The sequence below is a fragment of the Cedecea sp. VD22 genome, assembly GCF_037150195.1.
In the GTDB taxonomy this organism is placed as follows: Bacteria; Pseudomonadota; Gammaproteobacteria; order Enterobacterales; family Enterobacteriaceae; genus Cedecea.
In genome coordinates this window covers 53,235-78,545 of the sequence record NZ_JBBCPX010000005.1, presented here as the reverse complement: position 1 = coordinate 78,545, position 25,311 = coordinate 53,235, and the positions used below count along the sequence as shown (strand labels likewise).

22 protein-coding genes are annotated in these 25,311 nt (G+C 56.1%); 10 read left to right on the top strand and 12 right to left on the bottom strand.

Going from position 1 to position 25,311, the window contains the following annotated elements:
• The first annotated feature begins 130 nt into the window (after nt 1–130).
• The gene (gene acnB / locus WFK85_RS11925; protein ID WP_166993565.1) at nt 131–2,728 is read left to right on the top strand and encodes a bifunctional aconitate hydratase 2/2-methylisocitrate dehydratase; all 2,598 of its coding nucleotides are present in this window, start codon (nt 131–133) and stop codon (nt 2,726–2,728) included.
• A 193-nt stretch (nt 2,729–2,921) separates the two neighbouring features.
• Nucleotides 2,922–3,284: a protein YacL gene (gene yacL / locus WFK85_RS11920; protein ID WP_336707814.1), complete on the top strand. Its 363-nt coding sequence runs from the start codon at nt 2,922–2,924 to the stop codon at nt 3,282–3,284.
• A 93-nt stretch (nt 3,285–3,377) separates the two neighbouring features.
• Here the strand turns inward: yacL and WFK85_RS11915 are convergent, their stop codons facing one another.
• Nucleotides 3,378–3,725 carry a YacC family pilotin-like protein gene (locus tag WFK85_RS11915; protein WP_008461833.1) on the bottom strand — a complete coding sequence of 116 codons (348 nt, stop codon included), beginning with the start codon at nt 3,723–3,725 and terminating at the stop codon, nt 3,378–3,380.
• Nucleotides 3,726–3,869: 144 nt separating this feature from the next.
• Between WFK85_RS11915 and cueO the strand changes: the two genes are divergently transcribed.
• On the top strand, nt 3,870–5,462 hold the full coding sequence (gene cueO, locus WFK85_RS11910; protein ID WP_336707816.1) for a multicopper oxidase CueO: 1,593 nt from the start codon (nt 3,870–3,872) through the stop codon (nt 5,460–5,462).
• Nucleotides 5,463–5,498: 36 nt separating this feature from the next.
• On the opposite strand, the gene WFK85_RS11905 is transcribed toward cueO, so the two are convergent.
• On the bottom strand, nt 5,499–7,904 hold the full coding sequence (locus tag WFK85_RS11905) for a glucose/quinate/shikimate family membrane-bound PQQ-dependent dehydrogenase (RefSeq protein WP_336707818.1): 2,406 nt from the start codon (nt 7,902–7,904) through the stop codon (nt 5,499–5,501).
• Between the two features lie 181 nt (nt 7,905–8,085).
• On the opposite strand from WFK85_RS11905, the gene hpt reads away from it, so the two are divergent.
• Entirely contained in the window at nt 8,086–8,622 is a 537-nt protein-coding gene (gene hpt / locus WFK85_RS11900) for a hypoxanthine phosphoribosyltransferase (protein ID WP_008461837.1), read from the top strand.
• 66 nt (nt 8,623–8,688) lie between these two features.
• Here hpt and can read toward each other — a convergent pair whose 3' ends face one another.
• Nucleotides 8,689–9,369 (bottom strand): carbonate dehydratase, encoded by a 681-nt coding sequence (gene can / locus WFK85_RS11895; RefSeq protein WP_008461838.1) that lies wholly within the window; start codon nt 9,367–9,369, stop codon nt 8,689–8,691.
• A gap of 97 nt (nt 9,370–9,466) precedes the next feature.
• Here can and WFK85_RS11890 point away from each other — a divergent pair, with 97 nt between their 5' ends.
• The 4 genes from WFK85_RS11890 to WFK85_RS11875 all read left to right on the top strand — a co-directional run bounded on the left by WFK85_RS11890 (nt 9,467) and on the right by WFK85_RS11875 (nt 13,049).
• Entirely contained in the window at nt 9,467–10,393 is a 927-nt protein-coding gene (locus WFK85_RS11890) for an ABC transporter ATP-binding protein (RefSeq protein ID WP_008461839.1), read from the top strand.
• Entirely contained in the window at nt 10,390–11,160 is a 771-nt protein-coding gene (locus WFK85_RS11885) for an ABC transporter permease (RefSeq protein WP_008461840.1), read from the top strand. The genes WFK85_RS11890 and WFK85_RS11885 overlap by 4 nt, the downstream gene beginning before the upstream one ends.
• A gap of 115 nt (nt 11,161–11,275) precedes the next feature.
• Nucleotides 11,276–11,707 carry a PTS sugar transporter subunit IIA gene (locus WFK85_RS11880; RefSeq protein WP_008461841.1) on the top strand — a complete coding sequence of 144 codons (432 nt, stop codon included), beginning with the start codon at nt 11,276–11,278 and terminating at the stop codon, nt 11,705–11,707.
• A gap of 91 nt (nt 11,708–11,798) precedes the next feature.
• The gene (locus WFK85_RS11875; protein WP_008461844.1) at nt 11,799–13,049 is read left to right on the top strand and encodes a polysaccharide deacetylase family protein; all 1,251 of its coding nucleotides are present in this window, start codon (nt 11,799–11,801) and stop codon (nt 13,047–13,049) included.
• 70 nt (nt 13,050–13,119) lie between these two features.
• On the opposite strand, the gene panD is transcribed toward WFK85_RS11875, so the two are convergent.
• The 9 genes from panD to thpR form a co-directional block, all read right to left on the bottom strand.
• The gene (gene panD / locus WFK85_RS11870) at nt 13,120–13,500 is read right to left on the bottom strand and encodes an aspartate 1-decarboxylase (protein ID WP_008461846.1); all 381 of its coding nucleotides are present in this window, start codon (nt 13,498–13,500) and stop codon (nt 13,120–13,122) included.
• A gap of 92 nt (nt 13,501–13,592) precedes the next feature.
• Entirely contained in the window at nt 13,593–14,447 is an 855-nt protein-coding gene (gene panC, locus WFK85_RS11865) for a pantoate--beta-alanine ligase (RefSeq protein WP_166993577.1), read from the bottom strand.
• A gap of 13 nt (nt 14,448–14,460) precedes the next feature.
• Entirely contained in the window at nt 14,461–15,255 is a 795-nt protein-coding gene (gene panB / locus WFK85_RS11860) for a 3-methyl-2-oxobutanoate hydroxymethyltransferase (RefSeq protein ID WP_166876740.1), read from the bottom strand.
• A gap of 44 nt (nt 15,256–15,299) precedes the next feature.
• Nucleotides 15,300–15,779 carry a 2-amino-4-hydroxy-6-hydroxymethyldihydropteridine diphosphokinase gene (folK, locus tag WFK85_RS11855; protein ID WP_008461854.1) on the bottom strand — a complete coding sequence of 160 codons (480 nt, stop codon included), beginning with the start codon at nt 15,777–15,779 and terminating at the stop codon, nt 15,300–15,302.
• Nucleotides 15,776–17,176: a polynucleotide adenylyltransferase PcnB gene (pcnB, locus tag WFK85_RS11850; RefSeq protein WP_336707856.1), complete on the bottom strand. Its 1,401-nt coding sequence runs from the start codon at nt 17,174–17,176 to the stop codon at nt 15,776–15,778. The genes folK and pcnB overlap by 4 nt, the downstream gene beginning before the upstream one ends.
• A 56-nt stretch (nt 17,177–17,232) precedes the next feature.
• On the bottom strand, nt 17,233–18,117 hold the full coding sequence (gluQRS, locus tag WFK85_RS11845) for a tRNA glutamyl-Q(34) synthetase GluQRS (protein ID WP_166876732.1): 885 nt from the start codon (nt 18,115–18,117) through the stop codon (nt 17,233–17,235).
• 71 nt (nt 18,118–18,188) lie between these two features.
• Complete coding sequence (gene dksA / locus WFK85_RS11840) at nt 18,189–18,644, bottom strand: RNA polymerase-binding protein DksA (protein WP_008460361.1); 456 nt, start codon at nt 18,642–18,644, stop codon at nt 18,189–18,191.
• Between the two features lie 191 nt (nt 18,645–18,835).
• A complete protein-coding gene (sfsA, locus tag WFK85_RS11835; RefSeq protein WP_166993583.1) occupies nt 18,836–19,540 on the bottom strand; it encodes a DNA/RNA nuclease SfsA in 705 nt (234 codons plus the stop codon).
• Entirely contained in the window at nt 19,541–20,080 is a 540-nt protein-coding gene (gene thpR / locus WFK85_RS11830) for an RNA 2',3'-cyclic phosphodiesterase (protein ID WP_336707826.1), read from the bottom strand.
• A 73-nt stretch (nt 20,081–20,153) separates the two neighbouring features.
• Here thpR and hrpB point away from each other — a divergent pair, with 73 nt between their 5' ends.
• Entirely contained in the window at nt 20,154–22,589 is a 2,436-nt protein-coding gene (gene hrpB, locus WFK85_RS11825) for an ATP-dependent helicase HrpB (protein ID WP_336707828.1), read from the top strand.
• A 148-nt stretch (nt 22,590–22,737) separates the two neighbouring features.
• Nucleotides 22,738–25,296, top strand: a complete 2,559-nt coding sequence (gene mrcB / locus WFK85_RS11820; protein WP_008460368.1) for a bifunctional glycosyl transferase/transpeptidase — start codon at nt 22,738–22,740, stop codon at nt 25,294–25,296.
• Nucleotides 25,297–25,311: the final 15 nt, after the last annotated feature.

Below are 25,311 nucleotides of genomic sequence, written 5' to 3'. Positions count from 1 at the left end.
CACCCCCTGAAAATCCTGCTATGCTGCCCGACGCGGTACCGGGCATTTACCCTACAAACTGCTGTCTCACAGGAGCGTGAAGAGAGAGATCCGGTGTCGCCAAATGACAATGAGAGCGAGGAGAACCGTCGTGCTAGAAGAATACCGTAAGCACGTAGCTGAACGTGCCGCAGAAGGGATTGTTCCAAAACCCTTAGATGCCACCCAAATGGCCGCACTGGTTGAGCTGCTGAAAACCCCACCAGCAGGTGAAGAAGCATTCCTGTTAGATCTGATTACTAACCGTGTACCGCCGGGCGTTGATGAAGCCGCCTACGTGAAAGCCGGTTTCCTTGCTGCCATTGCCAAAGGCGATGCCACTTCCCCGCTGATCTCCCCTGAAAAAGCCGTTGAACTGCTGGGCACCATGCAGGGTGGCTACAACATTCATCCGCTGATTGACGCGCTGGATAACGAAAAGCTGGCGCCGATTGCCGCCAAAGCGCTGTCCCATACGCTGCTGATGTTTGATAACTTCTACGATGTAGAAGAGAAAGCCAAAGCGGGCAACACCTACGCTCAGCAAGTGCTGAAGTCCTGGTCCGAAGCCGAGTGGTTCCTGTCTCGCCCTAAACTGGCCGAGAAAATCACCGTTACCGTCTTTAAAGTCACCGGTGAAACCAACACCGATGACCTGTCCCCGGCCCCGGACGCATGGTCCCGCCCGGACATCCCGCTGCACGCCCTGGCGATGCTGAAAAACGCCCGCGAAGGCATTGAGCCGGATCAGGCTGGCGTAATTGGCCCTATCAAACAGATCGAAGCGCTGCAGAAGAAAGGTTTCCCTCTGGCCTACGTGGGCGATGTTGTGGGCACCGGTTCTTCCCGTAAATCCGCTACCAACTCCGTGCTGTGGTTCATGGGTGACGATATTCCGAACGTGCCGAACAAGCGCGGCGGCGGCGTTGTGCTGGGCGGCAAAATCGCCCCCATCTTCTTCAACACCATGGAAGATGCTGGCGCACTGCCGATCGAAGTTGACGTTAACGATCTGAATATGGGCGATGTGATCGACATTTACCCGTACAAAGGTGAAGTGCGTAACCACGAAACCGACGCGGTGATCGCTAACTTTGAACTGAAAACTGACGTGCTGCTGGACGAAGTTCGCGCCGGCGGCCGTATTCCGCTGATCATCGGCCGTGGCCTGACCACCAAAGCGCGCGAAGCACTGAGCCTGCCGCATAGCGACGTATTTGTTCAGGCGAAAGATGTTGCCGCCAGCACACGCGGTTACTCGCTGGCGCAGAAAATGGTTGGCCGCGCCTGTGGCGTGGAAGGTATTCGCCCTGGCGCTTACTGCGAACCGAAGATGACTTCCGTAGGTTCCCAGGACACCACCGGGCCGATGACCCGTGATGAGCTGAAAGACCTTGCCTGCCTTGGTTTCTCTGCGGATCTGGTGATGCAGTCCTTCTGTCACACCGCGGCCTATCCTAAGCCGGTGGACGTGACAACGCACCACACGCTGCCTGACTTCATCATGAACCGTGGCGGCGTGTCTCTGCGCCCGGGCGATGGCGTTATTCACTCATGGCTGAACCGCATGCTGCTGCCGGATACCGTTGGCACCGGCGGTGATTCCCATACCCGTTTCCCAATCGGGATTTCCTTCCCGGCAGGTTCTGGTCTGGTGGCGTTTGCCGCGGCGACCGGCGTTATGCCGCTGGATATGCCTGAGTCCGTGCTGGTTCGCTTTAAAGGCGAAATGCAGCCTGGCATCACTCTGCGTGACCTGGTACATGCGATCCCGCTGTACGCGATCAAACAGGGCCTGCTGACCGTGGAGAAGAAAGGCAAGAAAAACATCTTCTCTGGCCGTATCCTGGAAATCGAAGGTCTGCCGACGCTGAAAGTTGAGCAGGCGTTTGAGCTGACCGATGCTTCCGCAGAGCGTTCTGCCGCAGGTTGCACCATTAAGCTGGATCGCGAGCCGATCGAAGAGTACCTGAATTCCAACATCGTGCTGCTGAAGTGGATGATTGCCGAAGGTTACGGCGACCGTCGTACGCTTGAGCGCCGTATTCAGGGCATGGAAAAATGGCTGGCAGATCCGCAGTTGATGGAAGCCGACGCTGATGCAGAATATGCGGCAGTGATCGACATCGATCTGAACGATATCAAAGAGCCAATCCTCTGTGCGCCAAACGACCCGGACGATGCTCGTCTGCTGTCCGACGTGGCCGGGGAGAAGATCGACGAAGTGTTTATCGGTTCCTGCATGACCAACATCGGTCACTTCCGTGCGGCGGGTAAACTGCTGGACAGCCACAAAGGTCAGCTGCCAACTCGCCTGTGGGTGGCGCCGCCAACTCGTATGGACGCGGCTCAGCTGACGGAAGAAGGCTATTACAGCGTGTTCGGTAAGAGCGGGGCCCGTATCGAAATTCCAGGCTGCTCCCTGTGCATGGGTAACCAGGCTCGTGTGGCAGATGGCGCGACGGTCGTGTCGACTTCAACCCGTAACTTCCCGAACCGTTTGGGAACCGGCGCAAATGTCTTCCTGGCGTCTGCTGAGCTGGCGGCCGTGGCTTCCCTGTTGGGTAAACTGCCAACTCCTGACGAATATCAGACCTTCATGACTCAGGTTGATAAAACGGCGGTAGACACTTACCGTTACCTGAACTTTGACCAGCTGTCTCAGTACACCGAGAAAGCGGACGGCGTCATCTTCCAGACCGCCGTTTAAAGGCTAAATACCCTCACTCTGTGCTCTCTCTCCCTGTGGGAGAGGGCCTGGGTGAGGGCGCCAGACCCTTCTGCGTTTCTCCTTTTTATTTCTCGTCCTTCTACTCGCCACGCTGTTTTCCCCTGACTTTGCTGCGATAATTAAGCCTATAGGCGTGGGTGAGGATTTCCCCCGCGATGTAGAGGAAACAGCGATGGACTATGAATTTCTGCGTGACATCACCGGTATGGTGAAGGTGCGTATGTCAATGGGGCACGAGGTTGTCGGCCACTGGTTTAATGAGGAAGTGAAGGGTAACCTGGCGCTTCTGGATGAAGTCGAGCAGGCCGTGCTTTCCGTGAAAGGCAGCGAGAGGCAGTGGCAGCGTGCCGGGCACGAATATACGCTGTGGCTGGACGAGGAAGAGGTCATCGTTCGCGCTAACCAGCTGGAAATCTCCGTGGATGAGATGGAAGAGGGAATGAGCTACTACGACGAAGAGAGCCTCTCTTTTTGCGGCGTAGAGGACTTCCTGCAGGTGGTACAGGCTTACCGGGAATTCCTGCAGCAGCGTTAACGCGCTGGGGCCGATACCGCCGCCACATTGTTTGGTCTTAGAGCCAATGACCGTGGTTTCACGGTCATTATTTCAGGCCAGGCGGGGAAAGCGTTATTTAACGTAGGCCAGCAGGCTTAAGGAATCGCGCGCCAGAGATTTACATTTTGTTGCCGTGGGGATGGCAATACCGCTCAAATCTTTGTAGCTGTCTTCACCTAATGCTTTCATGTTCCAGCTATCGTAGTTGCTGAGATCCCATTGATTTTGTTGGGCAAAAAAGACCAGCGCGCGTCGGATCTGGCCGTTAGGGAGGTTTTGGTAGCCACAATCATTTTTTAAGAACACAAATACCGCAGTCAGATCGGCCATATCTTCTGCTTCAGACTCACTCAGCGCCAGGCTGCTGGTAGAAAAAGCCAGCAAAATGCCCAGTAATAACGCCCTAACTCCCATCTTCATCACGTCTACCACTTTTTCTCAGATACGAAACGTTAACACAGTTAAATGGGCGTCGACGATATTTATTATGAGCTTAAAACTTGACCTTACCGTTAGGGAAAGGTTTATGCTCGCCGACAAGTATGCCAACTAAAGGAACTGACTATGCATCGCCGTAATTTTCTAAAATATACCGCGGCGCTCGGGGCTTTCAGCGCGCTGCCACTCTGGAGCCGTGCCGCGCTGGCGGCCAATCGTCCGGCGTTGCCTATCCCACCTTTGCTTGCCCCGGATGCCAAAAATAGCATTCGCCTCACCTTAAACGCAGGAAAGAGCGTTTTTGCCGGGAAATCTGCCACGACCTGGGGCTATAACGGTGCTTTGCTTGGCCCGGCGTTAAAGCTAACGCAAGGGGAAGCGGTCACGGTCGATATCCATAATAACCTGGCAGAAGAAACCACGCTGCACTGGCATGGGCTTGAGGTCGGCGGCGAAGTCGATGGCGGCCCGCAGGGCGTTATCGCCGCCGGTGCAAAACGCAGCGTCACCTTTACGCCGCAGCAGCGTGCGGCGACCTGTTGGTTCCACCCGCATCAGCATGGTAAAACCGGGCATCAGGTGGCCATGGGGCTTGGTGGCCTCGTATTGATTGAAGATAACGAAAGTGCCCAACTGATGCTGCCGAAGCAGTGGGGCATCGATGATATTCCGCTGATTATCCAGGATAAACGTTTCGGTAAGGACGGAGAAATTGACTACCAGCTGGACGTCATGAGCGCGGCCGTAGGCTGGTTTGGCGACATGCTGCTATGCAACGGCGCCGTTTATCCCCAGCACACCAATCCGCGCGGCTGGCTGCGCCTGCGTTTGCTTAACGGCTGTAATGCCCGCTCGTTGAACATTGCTGCCAGCGACAATCGCCCGCTCTATGTCATCGCCAGCGACGGCGGACTGCTGGCAGAGCCAGTCAAAGTCACGGAGCTGGAAATTCTGATGGGGGAACGGTTCGAGGTGCTGGTCGATACCCGTGACGGCAAGCCTTTTGATATTGTCACCCTGCCGGTGAAGCAAATGGGCATGACCGTGGTACCTTTCGACAAACCTGCTCCGGTGGTTCGCATTCAGCCGCTGATTATCGCAGCCTCTGGCACGTTGCCGGACAAACTGGTCAACGTGCCTGCGCTCCCGTCGCTGGAAGGCGCAACTGAACGCTGGCTGCAACTGATGATGGATCCGATGCTCGACATGATGGGCATGCAGGCGCTGATGGATAAATATGGCATGCAGGCGATGGCGGGCATGTCGATGGACGGCCACGGTGATATGGGCGGTATGAGCCATGGCAGCATGAAGAACATGGACCACGGCAACATGGGGAAGATGAATCACGGCGGCATGGGCCACGGCTTTGATTTCCACAATGCCAACAAAATCAACGGCAAAGCTTTCGATATGGCAACCCCGGCGTTTGCTGCACAAAAAGGGAAATACGAGAAGTGGACGATATCCGGGGAAGGCGACATGATGCTGCACCCGTTCCATATTCACGGTACTCAGTTCCGTATCCTGTCCGAAAACGGCAAACCGGTGGCGGCGCATCGTCAGGGCTGGAAAGACACGGTGAAGGTGGAAGGTGCGCGCAGCGAAGTGCTGGTGAAGTTCCATCATGCTGCACCAAAGGAAGCGGCCTATATGGCGCACTGCCATCTGCTGGAGCATGAAGATACCGGAATGATGCTTGGTTTTACTGTCGCATAAAAGAAAGAGCGGGTGGCCTGAGCCACCCGCAATGTTTTATTTTGCGTCGTCCGGCAGAGCGTACGCCACAATATAATCCCCCATCTTCGTGCCGAAGGAACCGTGGCCACCTGCGGAAATCACCACATACTGCTTACCGTTCACTTCATACGTCATCGGCGTAGCCTGTCCACCGGCTGGCAGACGCGCTTCCCACAGCTGTTTCCCGTCACGCATATCAAACGCGCGCAGGTAGTTATCTGCGGTAGCACCAATGAACATCACGTTACCGGCGGTGGAGATTGGGCCACCCAGCATTGGCATCCCCATGCGGAATTTCATTGGAATACCGGTTGGGAACGGCATGCTGTCTTCCACGGTACCAATACGTTTCTTCCACACGATTTCGTTGGTTTTCAGGTCAACGCCAGAGATGTAGCCCCAGGCCGGCTGTTTACACGGCAGGCCGAACGGCGACAGGAACGGGTTCAGCGTGACGCCATACGGCACGCCGTACTGCGGCTGAACGCCGGATTCAGTGCCTGAGCCTTTCGCATCTTTTGGTGGTTCCATTGGGTTACCCGGCCCGCGTGGAATCAGCTTAGACACGAACGGCAGCGCCATTGGGTTGGTCATCGCGACCTGATTATTTGGGTCAACGGAGATCCCGCCCCACTCGAACATGCCCAGGTTGCCCGGGAACACCAGCGTCCCCTTTTCGGAAGGCGGGGTAAAGATGCCTTCATAGCGCATGCTGTGGAACATCACGCGGCAGACCAACTGATCGAACATGGTCGCGCCCCACATATCCGCCCCGCTCAGATCTTTCTCCGGACGGAAGGTCAGCTCGGAGAATGGTTGGGTAGGGGAAACATGGTCGCCTTTGGCGGCACCCTGTGGAACAGGCTGTTCCGGGGCTGGTACCACTAATTTACCGTCGCGGCGGTCCAGAACAAAAATGTTGCCGGTTTTAGCCGGGGCGTACACCACCGGCACCTTGTTGCCGTTTTTGTCGGTGATATCCGCCAGCGTTGGCTGGGCAGGCATGTCCATATCCCACAGGTCGTGGTGGACGGTCTGATAGGACCAGGCCAGCTTACCGGTGGTGGCATTCAGCGCCACGATGCTGCTGGCGTAGCGTTCCTGCTCAGGCGTGCGGTTGCCGCCCCAGATATCCGGCGTGGTCACGCCCATCGGCAGGTAAACCAGATCCAGTTTTGCATCATATGCCGCCGGAGCCCACGAGTTCGGCGAGTTCAGCGTGTAATGATGCTCGTCATCCGGGATAGCGTTTGGATCTTTCGCGCCTGGGTCAAACGCCCACAGCAGTTTACCGGTATTAACGTCAAAACCACGGATAACGCCGGAAGGCTCACGGGTAGAGAAGTTGTCGGTCACTGCCCCGGCAATCACAATCACCTTGTCGGTCACGATAGGCGGTGAAGTCGGCTCGTACATACCTGGCGTAGTCACCGGCTGGTTGGTCTGCAGGTTCAGAATACCTTTGTTCGCAAAGCTCTCACACAGCTTGCCGGTATCGGCGTTGAGCGCGAACAGGCGGCCATCGTTCACCGGCAGAAGGATGCGGCGAGGACAGTCGGCCACTACATCCGCAGGGGCGTTATCCGCGGTGGCTTCGTGGTAAGAAACGCCACGGCAGGTCACGTGCTGGAACGAAGGGTCGGTATTTAACTGAGGGTCAAACTTCCACTTTTCTTTCCCGGTGGCGGCATCCAGTGCGAACAGCTGCTGGTGGGCGGTACACAGGTAAAGCATATCGCGGATTTTGATCGGGGTGACTTCGTTGGTGATTTCACCCGGGTCGGTAGCACGCTTCACGTCGCCGGTCTGGAAACGCCAGGCTTCCTTCAACTGGCCCACGTTCTGCGTGGTGATCTGCTTGAGCGGAGAGAAACGCTGCCCTTCCTGATTGCGGCCATAAGCTGGCCAGTCGGCATCAGGAATGGAAGACTCAGCGGTAGCTGCGGCATTATCCAGATTCAGCGTGCCGTTGATCTCTTGCGGGTCGTTAAAGCCCGCCCAGACCAGCACAACGGCGGTAATCAGCAGGGAAACCACCAGCGATGGTGCCGCGCCGCTTGCTGGAATCACCAGGCGGCGATACACAAACGGCAGCAGAAGCCAGACGCCGAAGAACACCAGCACGTCGCAGCGCGGCGTCAGCGCCCAGAAGTCGAAGCCGACTTCCCAGACGCCCCAGGCCATCGTACACAGCAGCAGGGCCGCGTAGAGCCAAAGCGCGGAGGCTTTGCTCTTCCACAGCAGCCAGGCGACACCGAGCATCACCAGGCCGGCGATCGGGTAATACCACGACCCGCCTATAGCCACTAACCATATCCCGCCAAAGAGTAAATAGAGCCCGCAAAGTACAGCAAAGAGGGCCGAGAGGGTCACAAATAGTTGCGATCCGGTTTTATTTGTTTTCACAATTATCACACTCATAAAGTTTTGATAGCATTTAATTATAGTTATTAACAAGTGTGATGGTTGTCACATTTATGGCTTTTTTTTCAAGTGGGGATGTGAAGGCGATTTGCTGGTATACTCCACGCCTCACTATTTTGTGTTGGCTGCAGGTGAACCAGCATTAAATGATTTGTTTTTAAATCATATGGTTAGAGATATGAAACATACTGTTGAAGTGATGATCCCGGAAGCGGAGATCAAAGCCCGTGTCGCTGAACTGGGTCGTCAAATCACCGAACACTATCGCGACAGCGGCAGTGACATGGTGCTGGTGGGTCTGCTGCGTGGTTCATTTATGTTTATGGCGGATCTGTGCCGTGAAGTTCAGGTTTCCCATGAAGTCGATTTTATGACCGCTTCAAGCTACGGCAGCGGCATGTCCACCACTCGCGACGTGAAGATCCTGAAAGATCTGGACGAAGATATCCGTGGGAAAGATGTGCTGATCGTGGAAGATATCATCGACTCCGGCAACACCCTGAGTAAAGTGCGCGAGATCCTGAGCCTGCGTGAACCAAAATCTCTGGCCATTTGTACGCTACTGGACAAACCGACTCGCCGCGAAGTGAATGTTAACGTTGAATACGTTGGCTTCTCTATCCCAGACGAATTCGTCGTTGGCTACGGCATCGACTATGCCCAGCGCTATCGCCACCTGCCGTTCGTTGGCAAAGTGGTGATGCTGGACGAGTAATCAATCGTCGTAAGCAAACAAAAAAGGGCCTTAAAAGGCCCTTTTTGCTATCCACATTTCACGGAATTATTGCGAAGCTGCGCGATTCCGGTGGCTATGGTGGGTATTCTTCAGGTTGGCTATGCCGCTGCGGTAGCCCTGCTCGAGTGACTCGCGGCTGGTGGCCGTCACTTCAAGGTCGCGCAGGCGCCCGTCGTGAATACCGTAGACCCAGCCGTGAACCGTGACTTTCTGGCCGCGTTTCCAGGCAGACTGCATGATGGTGGAATGGCCGATGTTGTATACCTGCTCCATGACGTTCAATTCGCAGAGCGTGTCCATCCGCTGTTCCGGTGCCAGTTCCCCTAAGAGCGAACTATGCTTGAACCACAGGTCGCGAATGTGCAGCAGCCAGTTGTTAATTAGGCCCAGCTCCGGGTTTTCTACCGCAGCCTGAACGCCGCCGCAGCCGTAGTGACCGCAGATAATAATGTGCTCAACTTCAAGGACGTCTACAGCGTACTGCACAACGGAAAGGCAATTCAGATCGGTATGAACAACGAGGTTTGCCACGTTACGGTGAACAAAGAGTTCGCCTGGCTCCAGGCCGGTAAGTCGTTCGGCGGGAACACGGCTGTCGGAGCAGCCAATCCAGAGAAAGCGAGGTTTTTGTGCCTGGGCAAGTCTTTCGAAGAAACCGGGGTCTTCCTCAACCAGCATTTTTGACCAAAGTTCATTATTGCTGATAAGGGAATCAATGTCTTTCATGTGAGGTTAACGCCTGTCACCCGAGAAGTGCGATGGGGTAATATAGGGTAACTCAACGAATTTTCAAACAAGTACCGAATAAGGTAAGCGAATATCCATGACAATTGCATTGGAACTGGAACAGTTAACGAAAACCTATCCCGGTGGCGTCCAGGCGCTACGTGGCATAGATCTTCGCGTTGAAGCGGGTGATTTCTATGCGCTGCTCGGCCCTAACGGTGCGGGAAAATCCACCACTATCGGCATTATCAGTTCGTTGGTGAATAAAACCTCCGGCCGCGTGCGGGTGTTTGGCTACGATCTGCAAAAAGACGTGGTCAACGCCAAACGCCAGCTTGGCCTGGTTCCCCAGGAATTCAACTTCAACCCGTTTGAAACGGTGCAGCAGATCGTCGTGCACCAGGCTGGCTACTACGGCGTTGAGCGCAGCGAAGCGATAGCGCGCAGCGAAAAGTATTTAAAACAGCTCGATCTGTGGGAAAAACGCAACGAACGTGCGCGGATGTTATCGGGAGGGATGAAGCGTCGCCTGATGATTGCCCGTGCGTTAATGCACGAACCTAAGCTGCTGATTCTGGACGAGCCTACTGCCGGCGTAGACATCGAGCTGCGCCGCTCTATGTGGGGCTTCCTGAAAGATCTCAACGACAAAGGCACTACCATTATTCTGACTACTCACTATCTGGAAGAAGCCGAAATGCTGTGCCGCAACATCGGCATTATCCAGCGTGGTGAATTGGTAGAGAACACCTCGATGAAATCGCTGCTTTCCAAGCTGAAATCAGAAACCTTCATCCTGGATCTGGCCCCTAAAAGTCCACTGCCTAAGCTCGACGGTTACCAGTATCGGCTGGTGGACACGTCCACGCTGGAAGTCGAAGTTTTGCGTGAACAGGGGATTAACAGCGTGTTCAGCCAGCTAAGCGCGCAGGGGATACAGGTACAGAGTATGCGTAACAAAGCTAACCGTCTCGAAGAGTTGTTCGTGACGCTGGTAAACGGTAAACAAGGGGATCAGGCATGATGCAGCTGTACTGGGTGGCGCTGAAAAGCATCTGGACCAAAGAAGTTCACCGCTTCGCCCGTATCTGGATCCAGACCCTGGTTCCGCCGGTCATCACCATGACCCTGTATTTCATTATCTTTGGTAACCTGATTGGCTCGCGTATCGGCGAAATGCACGGCTTCACCTATATGCAGTTCATCGTGCCGGGCCTGATCATGATGGCGGTGATCACCAACGCCTACGCCAACGTCGCTTCCTCATTCTTCAGCGCGAAGTTCCAGCGCAATATCGAAGAGCTGCTGGTGGCACCGGTACCCACGCACGTGATCATCGCGGGCTATGTTGGTGGCGGCGTCGCGCGCGGTCTGTGCGTGGGGATCCTGGTCACGGCGGTGTCGCTGTTCTTCGTCCCGTTCCAGGTGCATTCCTGGCTGTTCGTGGCGTTGACGCTTGTACTGACGGCTATTCTGTTCTCGCTGGCCGGTCTGCTGAACGCCGTCTTTGCCAAAACGTTCGATGATATCAGTCTGATCCCGACCTTCGTGCTGACGCCGCTGACCTATCTGGGCGGGGTGTTTTACTCCCTGACCCTGCTGCCTCCGTTCTGGCAGGCGCTCTCGCACCTGAACCCCATCGTCTACATGATTAGCGGCTTCCGTTTTGGTTTCCTGGGCATTACCGATGTGCCATTGGTGACCACCGTCGGTGTGCTGGCAATCTTTATCGTCGTGTTTTACTTGTTGTGCTGGTATCTCATCCAGCGCGGTCGCGGGCTCCGGACCTAATAGTTCCTGATTAAATCCCCCTCTTTAGGGGGATTTTTTTACGCCAAATTGATACGCATCAGGCTACTTATTCAGCGTTCTGGCACACTGTCGCTCCATAAACAGGAGAGACTTTATGCTTGGCTGGGTCATTGCCGGACACGACGACTACGCACAAAAGATACTGGATGCTCTCGAGCAGCGCTTTGGGCCGCAGCCTCAGTGCTGTGCGGTGAATTTCTGGCACGGGTTAAGCACCAATATGCTTAGCCGGATGATGTGCGATGCTCTTCACCACTGCGATTCGGGCGACGGCGTTATCTTTCTGACCGATCTCACCGGGGCGGAACCTTACCGGGCAGCGGCATTGATGAACCATAAGCATGAGCATTGCGAAGTTATCGCCGGGGTAACGCTGCCGCTGCTTTTAGCGATGCGTGAACAGCGGGAAAATATCTCCAGCGAAGCCTTTCGGCAGCTTATTGTGGAGCAGGGCGGGGAGGCGGTGACCAGCCTTTGGCATCAGCAGCAAAAGAACCCGCCGTTTGTATTGCTGCACAATTATTAAGGGTATGTATCTATTGAGGTTGGTATTCCTCTGTCTTTTGCTAAACTAATGACTTCCTTCCGTCTTTCCGACAAAAACTGACTAATTTGCCATGTTAACTCGCCTTGTTTATTGCGTCATGCTGGTCATCAGCATCGGAACTGCTCAGGCTAGCCTGCTCAGTAGCCATGACACTCCCGCCCAATATATGCAAACCACCGAAGATGCCGATATCTGGGCGCAGGTGGGTGATAATGTGATTTCCGTCGGCCGTATCGGCCAGGGGCAAATCCTGGCGGTGGTGCCGACGGCCGCAGATTACTACGAGTTTAATTTCGGCTTCGGTACCGGGTTTATCGACAAGGCGCATCTTGGCCCGGTAAAAGGCAAGCAGCGAGTGGAAGACCGGCTGGGGGATCTCAACAATCCGTTGAGTAACCAAAACTTGATCACCTTCCGCGACGTGGCTATCTATAGCGAGCCGGCCACCTCGTCAGCGGTGTTCGGCACGCTGGCAGATAACCTGCGTTACCCAATCATCGGCAAGCTCAAAGATCGCCTGAACCAGACCTGGTACCAAATTCGCATTGGCAATCGCCTGGGCTACATCAGCAGCCTGGACGCGCAGCCGGATAACGGCATTCCGGTTCTGACCTATCACCACATTCTGCGTGATGAGGAAAATACGCGTTTCCGCCATACGTCGACGACCACCTCGGTGGTTGCGTTCAGCAACCAGATGACCTGGCTGCGTGACATGGGCTACACCACGCTGACGATGTATCAGTTGGAAGGTTATCTGCGTAACCGTATGAATCTCCCGGCTCGCTCGGTGGTGATCACCTTTGATGACGGGTTGAAATCAGTCTACCGTTACGCGTTCCCGATTCTGAAACAGTACGGCTTTAAAGCGACGGCTTACATTATCTCGTCACGCATTAAGCGTCATCCACAGCCGTGGAATCCAAAGTCTCTGCAGTTTATGAGTATTTCTGAGCTGGAGGCGATTCAAAGCGTGTTCGATATTCAGTCGCACACGCATTTCCTGCATCGCGTGGATAACTACCGCCGCCCGATTCTTCTGAGCCGTAGTTACCACAATATCCTGTTTGATTTTGAGCACTCGCGCCGTGCGCTGTCGCAGTTCAATCCGCACGTGCTTTATCTCTCTTATCCGTTTGGCGGCTATAACGATATTGCGGTAAAAGCGGCGAACGATGCAGGATTCCATATGGCGGTAACCACGGTGCGTGGGAAGGTGAAACCGGGCGACAACCCGTTCTTGCTGAAGCGGCTTTATATTATGAGGACGGATTCTCTGGAGACGATGTCGAGGACGATTACCAATCAGCCTGAATCGTGAGTACGTGAGCTAAACTGGGGTTGTTCGATCCCCTCTCCCGCGTGGGGAGAGGGTTAGGCGAGGGCGGTTGTTACGCGACCTGAACCGGCACGGCTTTCGCGAGACGCTTCATCTCATTCTCACCGTCAAAGTAGGCCACTTTTGGCTGCCAGCTGCGCGCCTGCTCATCTGGCATAGTAACGTAGCTGGCGATAATCAGGATGTCACCGACGTCGGCGCAGTGTGCCGCCGCACCGTTAACGGAGATGATTTTAGAGCCACGTTCACCGGCGATAGCGTAGGTAGAAAAACGCTTCCCGTTGGTGACGTTGTAGATGTCGATGGCTTCATATTCCAGAATGCCTGCCGCCTCAAGGAAGTCCTGATCGATGGCGCAGGAGCCTTCGTAATGCAAGTCCGCCTGAGTCACTTTGACGCGGTGTAACTTGCCTTGCAGCATGGTGCGAATCATAAACTTGAACCTTTGTTACTGGGCTTAAAAAGCGCGGATATCACCCGCGCCGTGGATATTCGAGGCAGTATTGCCCTTTTTATTTAGGCTGTCTACTGCGCCAGATCGACGGTGACGTTATCAATCAGTCGGGCCTGACCGAGCCAGGCCGCCATCAGGATCACCGCACGTTTGCTTTCCGCTGACAGCTCCAGCAAAGTGTCCGCATCGCGGATTTGCAGGTCATCAGAACGGAAACCTTTTTCGTTCAATTCTGTTGCCGCGAGGATCAGCATCTCTTCGGTATCACGGTCGCCGCCGCGCAGTTTTTCCGCCAGGCCGTTCATGACCTTGCTCAATCCCGGGGCGATTTTACGCTGATCTGCTGTCAGGTAGCCATTACGTGAGCTGAGCGCCAGGCCGTCTTTAGCGCGCACGGTCGGCACGCCAATAATCTCAATGTCGTAGCCCATATCGGCGACCATTTTGCGGATCAGCGCTAGCTGCTGATAATCCTTTTGGCCAAAGCAGGCAACGTCGGGCTGAACGAGGTTGAACAGTTTGCTGACAATGGTGGAAACACCACGGAAATGCCCTGGGCGGCTGGCGCCTTCCAGCATGGTGGAGATGCCCGGCACATCCACAAATGTCTGTGTGTCGAGGCCCTGAGGGTAAACGTCAACCGGCGCCGGGGCAAAGACCATATCCACCTTGCGGCGGTTCAGCTTTTCGCAATCTTCCTGCAGGGTGCGCGGGTAGCGGGCTAAGTCGTCCGGTCTGTCAAACTGCATCGGGTTCACGAAAATACTGACCACGACCACATCAGCCACGGCTTTGGCTTCTTCCACCAGCGTCATGTGCCCATCGTGCAGGTTGCCCATGGTCGGCACCAGGGCGATGCGTTTTCCTTCCTGGCGCCAGCGGCGAATCTGCTGACGCAGCAGCGGTAACGTTTCGATAATCAGCACAACCTATCTCCTGTCAGTAAAAACTGTGTTCGTTGCCCGGATAACTGCCGGATTCGACTTCACTAATGTACTGGCGCACCGCGGTGCGAATATCGGCGGTCTCAGCAAGGAAATTCTTCGCAAACTTAGGAATATGGCCGCCGGTAATCCCAAAGGCATCATGCATCACCAGAATCTGCCCGTCCGTGACGTTGCCCGCGCCAATGCCAATCACCGGGATAGAAAGCGCTTCGGTTACGCGTTTAGCCAGCTCAACGGGAACGCACTCCAGCACCAGCAGCTGGGCGCCAGCGGCTTCCAGCGCCAGAGCGTCATCCAGCAGCGTTTGCGCGGCCTGTTCGTCGCGGCCCTGAACTTTATACCCGCCAAAAATATTGACCGACTGCGGCGTTAATCCCAAATGACCACATACAGGAACGGCGCGCTCCGTCAGCATTTTCACCGTGTCAGCCAGCCAGCGGCCGCCTTCGATTTTCACCATGTTAGCCCCGGCGCGCATGACCTCTGCGGAGTTGGCAAACGCCTGCTCCGGCGTGGCGTAGGCCATAAACGGCAGGTCAGCCAGCAGCAGGCAGTTTGGCGCACCGCGGCGAACCGCACGAGTGTGGTAGGCAATGTCTGCCACCGTGACCGGCAGCGTAGAGTCGTGGCCCTGAACCGTCATGCCCAGCGAATCGCCAACCAGCAAAACGCCGACGCCTTCGTCAGCAAACAGCTTAGCGAAGCTAAAGTCATAGGCGGTAAGGGTGGCGAATTTCTTGTTATCCTGCTTGAGCTTACGCAGGGTGGAGGTGGTAGTGGGTTTCATCATCATCCCCGGAGAAAGGTTAGAACAGGATACGGGCGCGCTGTTTACCAGCGGGTGATGCCCTCCTGGGAGAGGCTAGCCAGTATCGCGGCAACAGACTGCCCGTCGGGAAAGCGGCATTCCGGTGCTATTTCCAGCAGAGGAACCAGCATAAACGCGCGGTTCTTCATGTCATAATGAGGTACAGTCAGGCGTTCGGTGTGCATCACCTCATCGCCAAACAGCATAAGATCGAGATCTAACGTCCGCGGCCCCCAGCGCTCTGCTTTGCGCACGCGGCCATGCTCCAGTTCAATACGTTGGGTATGGTCCAGAAGGGCTTCGGCAGACAGGTCGGTGTCCAGCACCACGGCAGCATTCAGATAATCTGGCTGATCCTGCGGGCCGAGCGGGGGGGTGCGGTAAAACGAAGAAGTGGCCACCATTCGGCTTTGTGGAATGGCGGCCAGGGCGTCAAGAGCAGATGAAACCTGCTCCAGCGGCGACGCCTGGTTACTGCCCAGCGCGATATACGCGAGGGTCATGAATTACCTTCGCGACGTGGCGCGCGTTTGCGTGGGCGACGCGTGCGGCGGCGAGCTGCAGGCTCATCGCCAAGGTCGTTCAGCATATCTTTTTGCATTGGCGGCGCAGCGACCTGGAACTCGCCCCACCATTTGGTCAGACGCAGCAGTTCCTGGTTGTTCTCGACTTCCGCGCGCAGCGCCAGCAGGTCGTAAGACGCCCGGAATTTAGGATGCTCCATCAGCTTCCAGGCGCGTTTACCCTGGCGGCGGGACAGACGAAGCTGCAGGCCCCAGATATCGCGCACCAGCGTAGTAATGCGTTTTGGAATCGCCAGCGCACGGCAGGCTTCATCCAGCACTTCATTCATCGCCAGCGCAAAGGCGTCGTAGTAGGCGAGGCCGCTTTCCTGGGCAATCTTTTGCGCCATTTCCAGCTGTGGATACCAGAACATCGCCGCAAACAGGAACGCCGGATTTACGCGCATATTGTTATGAATGCGGGTATCGGTGTTCTTCAGCACCAGCGCAATAATGCGTTCCATCGGGCTGTCGCCCTGCTCGGTGAAATAGCGGGTGATGATCGGGAACAACGGCTGGAAGAGCTGATATTCACGCAGCAGTTGGTAGGTTTCAAACCCGTATCCGGCCTGCAGAAGTTTGAGCGATTCTTCAAAGAGACGCGCCGGGGGCACATCGTTCAGCAGCGTGGCAAGGCGAGGAATCGGCTCGCCGGTTTCCGGGCTGATGGTCATATTCAGCTTGGCGGCAAAGCGCACGGCGCGCAGCATTCGCACCGGATCTTCGCGGTAACGCGTTTCCGGGTCGCCAATCAGGCGAATAATGCCTTTATTCAGATCGTTCAGGCCGCCGACGTAATCCCGCACGGAGAAATCGGCCACGCTGTAGTAAAGACTGTTGATAGTGAAGTCGCGGCGTTGAGCATCTTCTTCGATAGAACCAAAGATGTTATCACGCAACAGCATGCCGTTCTGGCCACGCTGCGAGGTCTGACGGTCGGCAGACTGCTGCTCTTCATGATGGCCGCGGAAGGTGGCCACTTCGATGATTTCAGGCCCGAACATCACGTGAGCCAGGCGGAAACGGCGGCCAACCAGGCGGCAGTTACGGAACAGTTTGCGAACTTGTTCTGGCGTCGCGCTGGTGGTGACGTCGAAATCTTTCGGTTTTTTGCCCAGCAGCAGGTCGCGGACGCCGCCGCCGACGAGGTAAGCCTCGTAGCCTGCTTTGTTTAAACGGTAGAGTACCTTGAGGGCATTTTCACTGATATCTTTGCGGGAAATAGCGTGCTGATCGCGCGGGATAACAGTAATGTGCGGGAGAGTTTCGGTCTCCTCGACCACGACGTCATCGCGGTTAAGCACCTTGCGGCAAAAATTAGCGACTCGGGTAAAAATAGTCCACCTCGGCAGTGTCAATCATAGGGACAAAAAAAACAGCGGCTAATCATAGCTCAGTGTGGGGCATTTGAGAATGATGTATTCACCGGCACACTATTAAGCGACCAGTTCATTACGGCTTGCTCCAGCAGCCTTTCCTGCGTCAGATCTTGCCAGCCGTCCGCTACTTGTTGATTTAAAAAGCGCAACGCTTCCACCAGCAGCGGGCGAGGATCGCCCTGCGGCAGCGCGGGCGCGTGATTCTGCTTCGAAAGCTTAGAGCCCTGCTCGTTGAGCGCCAGTGGCAGATGAATATAGCCGGGAGCGGGCCAGCCAAACTGCTGATATAGCGAGATTTGCCGTACCGTCGGCTCTATCAAATCTGCACCGCGCACGATCTCCGTCACGCCCTGGAAGTGGTCATCCACCACGACAGCAAGATTATAGGCGAACAGACCATCACGACGGTGAATGATGAAATCTTCCCGCGCCAAAGACTCATCGGCATGCAATTGCCCGCGCAGGCCGTCCTGGAAGCTCAGCACCGGGTTGTTTTGCACCAGGCGCATTGCGGCGTTTTGTGGCCCGTTGCCAAGGGTTCTGCAATGCCCGTCGTAGAAACCGCCGATCTGCTGAATACGGCTGCGAGTGCAGGTGCAGTAATAGCTCAGCCCTTGCTGCCGGAGCCAGTTCAGCGCGGCGCGATAGGCCTCATGGCGGTGGGATTGCCATAGCACATCGCCATCCCAGTGCAGGCCGTAATGCTCAAGCTGTTTGAGGATGGTGTCGGCGGCGCCGGGAACTTCGCGAGGAGGATCGATATCTTCGATGCGTACCAGCCAGCGACCCTGTTGAGCGCGAGCCTGAAGGTAGCTGCCAAGAGCGGCGATGAGTGAGCCAAAATGCAGTTCCCCGGAAGGTGAGGGGGCAAAACGGCCAATGTAGAGTTGAGCTGACATTTTTTGGGGTGCAATAAAGTAATATGGCGGGAGAGTCTCCCGCCATAGAGGTTTGGCATTTCCGAGGGCCGTTAGCCGGCCATCTGTTTTTCGCGGATTTCTGCCAACGTTTTGCAGTCGATACACAAATCAGCGGTCGGACGTGCTTCAAGGCGACGAATACCGATTTCTACACCGCAGGATTCGCAGTAGCCGAAATCTTCGTCTTCCACTTTCTTGAGCGTTTTTTCGATCTTTTTGATCAGTTTGCGTTCACGATCGCGGTTACGCAGTTCGAGGCTGAACTCTTCTTCCTGGGCCGCACGGTCTACCGGGTCCGGGAAGTTAGCCGCTTCATCCTGCATGTGCGAAACGGTGCGATCTACCTCGTCCCTGAGCTGATTACGCCATGCTTCAAGAATAAGCTTGAAGTGCGACAGCTGGGCTTCGTTCATGTACTCTTCGCCCGTTTTCTCCTGGTATGGCTCCACCCCAGCGATGGCGAGAATACTCAGGGACGACGTTTTACGCTTTTGCCCTTCTTGCATGTTGCTTCTCCTTAACACGCACTTATCGGTCCCCTGTCGGGGTAAAATCAGGCCGCTATAAATAGCAGATGCTTTTCAGGTTGGCAATTATATAAACTCCTCTCTTGACAACCGTGTGAAGAAAAGCTTATTTGCGAAACGACCCGACTATAAAAAAGACAATACGTTATCTGTCCTTAACCAGATGCTGATTATAAATAGACAGGCAACGGCGTAGTTAGAGTGATCCTCTCGGCAGAAAGTTCTGCTTTCCAGGCGATAATTTCAACCCCACACTGCTGTGCCTCGGTTAACAGCCGCGCATATTTCTCATCAATGTGGCGGGCTGGCGAGACGCTATTTATAGCAGAATGTAAAACCGCAAACAGTAGCACCGCGCGCTCTCCTTGCTGAACCACATTCATCAACTCTCTTAAATGCTTCTGGCCCCGCAGGCTAACAGCATCGGGAAAATAGCCTTTATCCTGCTGGAGCAACGTGACTGATTTCACTTCAATATAGCAGTTAACCTTGTTACTCGCTTGTAACATAAAGTCAATTCTGCTGCGTTCTTCACCGTATTTTACTTCGGCCTGAAGGCTGTCATAGCCCGCCAGTTGTGTCGGAGGATATGTCGTCAGCATCTCTCTGACCAGAGTGTTTGCTCGTAACGTATTGACGCAAATTATCTCACCCTTTTGTGTTTGAGTAAGCTCCCATGTATGGGGGTATTTGCGCGTTGGGCTGGCCGATGTGGAATACCAAACCGTATCGCCCGGCGTGGCACAGCCTGTCATTGCTCCGGTATTGGGGCAATGCAGCGTCATGGTTTCGCCGTTGGCGGTTACAACGTCCGCCAGAAAGCGTTTATAGCGTTTAATTAGCGTGGCGGGCTGCAGCGCGGGTGAAAACTCCATCTACTCTTCCTTATTAGTGAGCGACCAGCGCTCCAGCGCCTGATAGCGGGTTCTACCCTGTTCAAAAACGGACTCGTACAGCGAAAATTCATTCACCTGAAATTGCCAGCTAAAACCCGGGGCGGGGATCGCCACGGAGCGTATGGCATTGCGATAAAGCGTCACGTTGGGATGAAACGGCTGCGGAGACTGATAGCAGCCGCTGCGAGCGGCCTGGGAGCGTAGCATATTGGCCAGTTGCAGCAGGCCGCGCGGAGCCTGGCGTGGCCCCAGCCAGACGACGCTTGAGCGAAGCCATTGCCCGGCATCGTCCAGGCGCAGCGTAAAGCCGGGCTGGTTAATTCTTCCGGCGAGGCGACACAGTGCCTGGCGTTTTTCTTCGGAGACATCCCCCAAAAACGCCAGCGTGAGGTGCAGATTGGCCGCGACTACCGGTCGGCCAGCATCCGCCGGGAACTGGGCGGCTCGCCAGTGAATGATTTGCTGCTGAACCTCGGACGGTAACGTCAGGGCAAAAAACAGGCGTCGATTTTCGGCCATGCTTGTCTCTCGGTTATGGTTTGGCGGGATGCTACAATGCGCGACTGCCGATGTTAACCCTTTGGAGCCGTTTGTGTCCTCATTACCGGTTGCGGCCGTACTGCCGGAAGTGCTGAAAGCGCTCGAGTACGCCCCGCAAGTATTGCTCAATGCCCCTACCGGCGCAGGTAAATCTACCTGGCTGCCGCTGCAAATCCTTCAGCAGAGTAATCTGGAAGGCCGCATTCTGCTGCTTGAACCTCGTCGCCTTGCCGCCCGCAATGTTGCTCAGCGGCTGGCCGAATTATTGGGTGAGAAACCGGGTGAAACTGTCGGCTACCGGATGCGAGCTGACAGCTGTGTGGGGCCAAACACCCGGCTTGAGGTGGTGACCGAAGGGATTCTAACGCGGCTTATCCAACAGGATCCCGAGCTCAACGGTATTGGGCTTGTGATCCTCGATGAATTTCACGAGCGCAGTTTACAGGCCGATCTCGCCCTGGCGCTGCTGCTGGACGTGCAGGCCGGGCTTCGCGATGACCTTAAAATTCTGATTATGTCGGCGACGCTGGACAACCAGCGTCTGCAGCAATGCCTGCCTGATGCACCGGTGATTACCTCTGAAGGTCGTGCTTTCCCGGTTGAGCGCCGCTACATGGCTTTGCCAGCGCATCAACGCTTTGATGACGCAGTTGCCGCCGCCGTGGCCGGGCTGCTGCGCGAGGAGTCAGGATCGCTGCTGCTGTTTTTACCCGGCGTGGGTGAAATTCAGCGCGTGCAGGAACAACTCAAAGAGCGAGTGGCGAGCGATGTCCAGCTTTGCCCGCTGTACGGCGCTTTACCTTTGAGCGAGCAGCGTAAAGCGATTCTGCCCGCCGCGGCGGGAACCCGGAAGGTCGTACTGGCGACTAACATTGCCGAGACCAGTTTGACCATTGAAGGCATTCGTCTGGTGATGGATGCGGCGCAGGAGCGCGTCGCTCGCTTTGACGCTCGTACCGGGCTGACCCGGCTGGTCACTCAGCGTGTGAGTCAAGCCTCAATGACCCAGCGGGCCGGACGCGCCGGGCGTCTGGAGCCGGGTATATGCCTGCATCTGATCGCCGCCGACCAGGCCGAACGTGCGGCGGCCCAGAGCGAACCGGAAATCTTACAAAGTGATTTATCCGGCCTGCTGCTGGAGCTGTTGCAATGGGGCTGCCAGGACGTGCGCCAGCTAACCTGGCTTGATGCGCCGCCGGAGGTCAACCTGGCGGCAGCTCAACGTCTGCTACGTCAGCTAGGGGCCGTTGACGAGCAGCAACGCCTGACGGCAGAAGGGCAAAAAATGGCGAAAATGGGTAACGATCCGCGTCTTGCCTCAATGCTGGTGACGGCCAAAACGCCGGATGAGCAGGCCACAGCCGCGTGGCTGGCGGCAATCCTGGAGGAACCGCCGCGTACTCAGGGTGGCGGCGATTTGCGGTCACTTTTCGACAGCAGGAACGGTAACTGGCGGCAGCGCGCCGCTCAGCTGCTGAAAAGAATAAATGCCCGAAGCGGGGAGCCGGATATCTCGCTAGCCATGCCGCTGTTGGCAAGCGGGTTTAGCGACCGTATCGCCCGGCGGCGCGGGGCAGAAGGTCGCTATCAGTTAGCCAACGGCATGGGTGCGATGCTGGAGCAGGATGACGCCATGACGCGGCATGAATGGCTGATAGCGCCGCTTTTGCTGCAGGGCAGCCAGTCGCCGGATGCCCGCATCCTGCTGGCGCTGCCGCTGGATGTTGAAGAGCTTGTCGTTCGTATCCCGTATCTGCTGACGGAAAGTGATTCGGTGGAGTGGGATGAAGAGCGGGGTGCGTTAAAAGCCTGGCGGCGGCGTCAGATCGGCAAATTAGTGGTGAAAACTCAGCTGTTAGCGAAGCCTTCCGAAGAGGAAATGCAGCAGGCGATTTTAAACGGCATTCGTGAACGCGGGCTGGGCCTGCTGGAGTGGTCCGTTCCAGCCCAGCAGCTGCGGTTGCGCCTGAGCTGCGCGGCTCGCTGGCTGCCGGAGCAGAAATGGCCTGCGGTGGACGATGACTCCCTGCTGGCAAAGCTCGAAGACTGGCTGCTGCCGGAAATGCGCGGCGTGCATTCGCTACGTGCGTTGAAAAATATCGACCTTAGCCGGGCGCTGGGCAACTTGCTTGACTGGCCAATGCGTCAACGGCTGGATAGTGCCCTGCCAACTCATTACACTGTGCCGACCGGAAGCCAGATTGCGATTCGCTATGACAGCGAAAATCCGCCGGTACTGGCGGTGCGTATTCAGGAAATGTTTGGTGAAGCACAGACGCCTTGCATCGCCGAGGGGCGCGTTCCGCTGGTGCTTGAGCTATTATCTCCGGCGCAGCGGCCGTTGCAGATCACCCGTGATTTAACGGCGTTCTGGAACGGGGCCTGGCGCGAAGTGCAAAAAGAGATGAAGGGACGTTATCCGAAGCACGTCTGGCCGGACGATCCGGCGAATACTGCCCCGACGCGCCGGACGAAAAAGTATTCCTGATGCCCTCCCCAATGGGAGAGCTAGCGAGCATGAAAAGGCATTCTTGAAAAGAATGTCCGGTTGTTTTTTTTGAGAGATTTCTTCTTTCGCATTGCGCGGAAGAACGGAGAATCGGGCCTTTGCGCCTGAACTTTTGTGGAGAAGATGCATGGCGGGGAATGACCGCGAGCCTATTGGACGTAAAGGAAAACCAACGCGTCCGGCGAAAGAGAAGGTGAGCCGTCGTCGACTCAAGGAAGAGGAGTATGACGACGAGTACGAAGACGATGATTACGAGGACGAAGAACCTATGCCGCCGCGTAAAGGAAAAGGTAAGGGGAAAGGCTCGGGCCGCCCGTCGAAAAAACGCCGTTTCTTCTGGCTGTTGGTGAAGCTGGCGATCATCTTCTTTGTGGTGCTGGTTATTTACGGTGTGTACCTCGATCAGCAGATCCGCAGCCGCATTGACGGCAAAGTCTGGCAGCTTCCGGCGGCGGTCTATGGCCGCATGGTAAACCTTGAGCCAGATATGCCTTACAGCAAAGCGGAGATGGTGAAGCTGCTGGAAGCGACGCAGTACCGGCAGGTGTCGAGCATGACGCGCCCGGGCGAGTTCACCGTGCAGGGGAACAACATCGAGCTGATTCGCCGCCCGTTTGACTTCCCGGACGGTAAAGAAGGGCAGATTCGCGCTCGCCTGGTGTTCGACGGTGGCCATCTGGAATCTATCCAGAACATGGATAATAACCGCAGCTTCGGTATCTTCCGCCTCGACCCGCGGCTGATCACCATGCTTTCTTCGCCAAACGGTGAGCAGCGCCTGTTCGTGCCGCGTTCCGGCTTCCCGGATCTGCTGGTGGACACGCTGATTGCTACCGAAGACCGCCATTTCTATGAGCACGACGGGATCAGCATTTACTCTATTGGCCGCGCCGTTGTCGCTAACCTGACGGCCGGGCGAGCGGTGCAGGGCGGCAGTACGCTGACTCAGCAGCTGGTGAAAAACCTCTTCCTGAGCAACCAGCGTACGCTGTGGCGTAAAGCCAACGAAGCCTACATGGCGCTGATCATGGATGCTCGCTACGACAAAGATCGCATTCTTGAGCTGTATCTGAACGAGGTGTACCTCGGCCAGAGCGGCGACGATCAGATTCGTGGCTTCCCGCTGGCCAGCCTGTATTACTTCGGCCGCCCGGTGGAAGAGCTTAGCCTCGACCAGCAGGCGCTGTTGGTAGGTATGGTGAAAGGGGCATCGCTGTATAACCCATGGCGAAATCCGAAGCTGGCGCTTGAACGTCGTAACCTGGTCCTGCGCCTGCTGCAGGAACAGAAAGTTATCGATCAGGAGCTGTACGACATGTTGAGCGCGCGTCCTCTGGGCGTGCAGCCTCGCGGCGGCGTGATTTCGCCACAGCCAGCCTTTATGCAGATGGTGCGTCAGGAGCTTCAGGATAAGCTGGGCGACAAGGTGAAAGACCTGTCCGGCGTGAAGATCTTCACCACCTTTGACTCCGTGTCTCAGGATGCGGCAGAAAAAGCAGTGACCGAAGGCGTTCCGGTGCTGCGTGCTTCCCGTAAGCTGAACGACCTGGAAGCGGCGATGGTCATTGTTGACCGCTTTACCGGTGAAGTTCGCGCGGTCGTCGGCGGCGCGGAACCGCAGTTTGCGGGCTTTAACCGTGCGCTGCAGGCTCGTCGCTCCATTGGCTCGCTGGCAAAACCGGCCACTTATCTGACGGCGTTGAGCCAGCCGGATAAGTTCCGCCTGAACACCTGGCTTGCCGATGCCCCGATTGGCATCAAACTGTCGAATGGCCAGGTCTGGTCGCCGCAGAACGATAACCACCAGTACAGCGGGCAAGTGATGCTGGTGGATGCGCTGACGCGTTCGATGAACGTGCCAACCGTAAACCTGGGTATGACGCTGGGCCTGCCGGCCATTACCGATACCTGGACCAAGCTTGGGGTACCCAAAGACCAGCTTAATCCGGTGCCGGCGATGATTCTGGGGGCGCTGAACCTGACGCCTATTCAGGTTGCGCAGGCGTTCCAGACGATTGCCAGTGGCGGGAACCGCGCCACGCTTTCCGCGCTGCGATCGGTGATTGCTGAAGACGGCACCGTGCTGTATCAGAGCTTCCCACAGGCGGAGCAGGCGGTGCCTGCGCAGGCTGCTTATCTGACGCTGTTTGGTATGCAGCAGGTGGTGGCTCGCGGTACAGGCCGTGCGCTGGGCGGGAAATACCCGAACCTGCATCTGGCCGGGAAAACGGGGACCACCAACAACAACGTGGATACCTGGTTTGCCGGCGTTGATGGCCGTGAAGTGACCATTACCTGGGTAGGACGTGATAACAACCAGCCAACCAAGCTGTATGGTGCCAGCGGCGCAATGTCGCTGTATCAGCGTTATCTGTCAAACCAGTCGCCGATCCCGCTGGATCTGACCCAGCCGGAAGATATCGTGGACATGGGCGTCAACGGCGCGGGTTACTTCATGTGTAGCGGCGGTGGTGACCGTGTGCTGCCTGTCTGGACGACGAACCCGAGCGCGCTTTGCCAGCAAAGTCAGCAGGAAGAGCAGTCGGCTAATCCATTCAGCCAGGCGCCAGCAGGCCAGCAGCCGCAGCAACAACCGCAGCAGCAGCCTCAGCAGCAACAGCCCGCTCAGGAACAGAAGAGCGACGGCGTTGCCGGCTGGATTAAGGACATGTTCGGCAGCAATTAAGCCTCGCTTCACTTA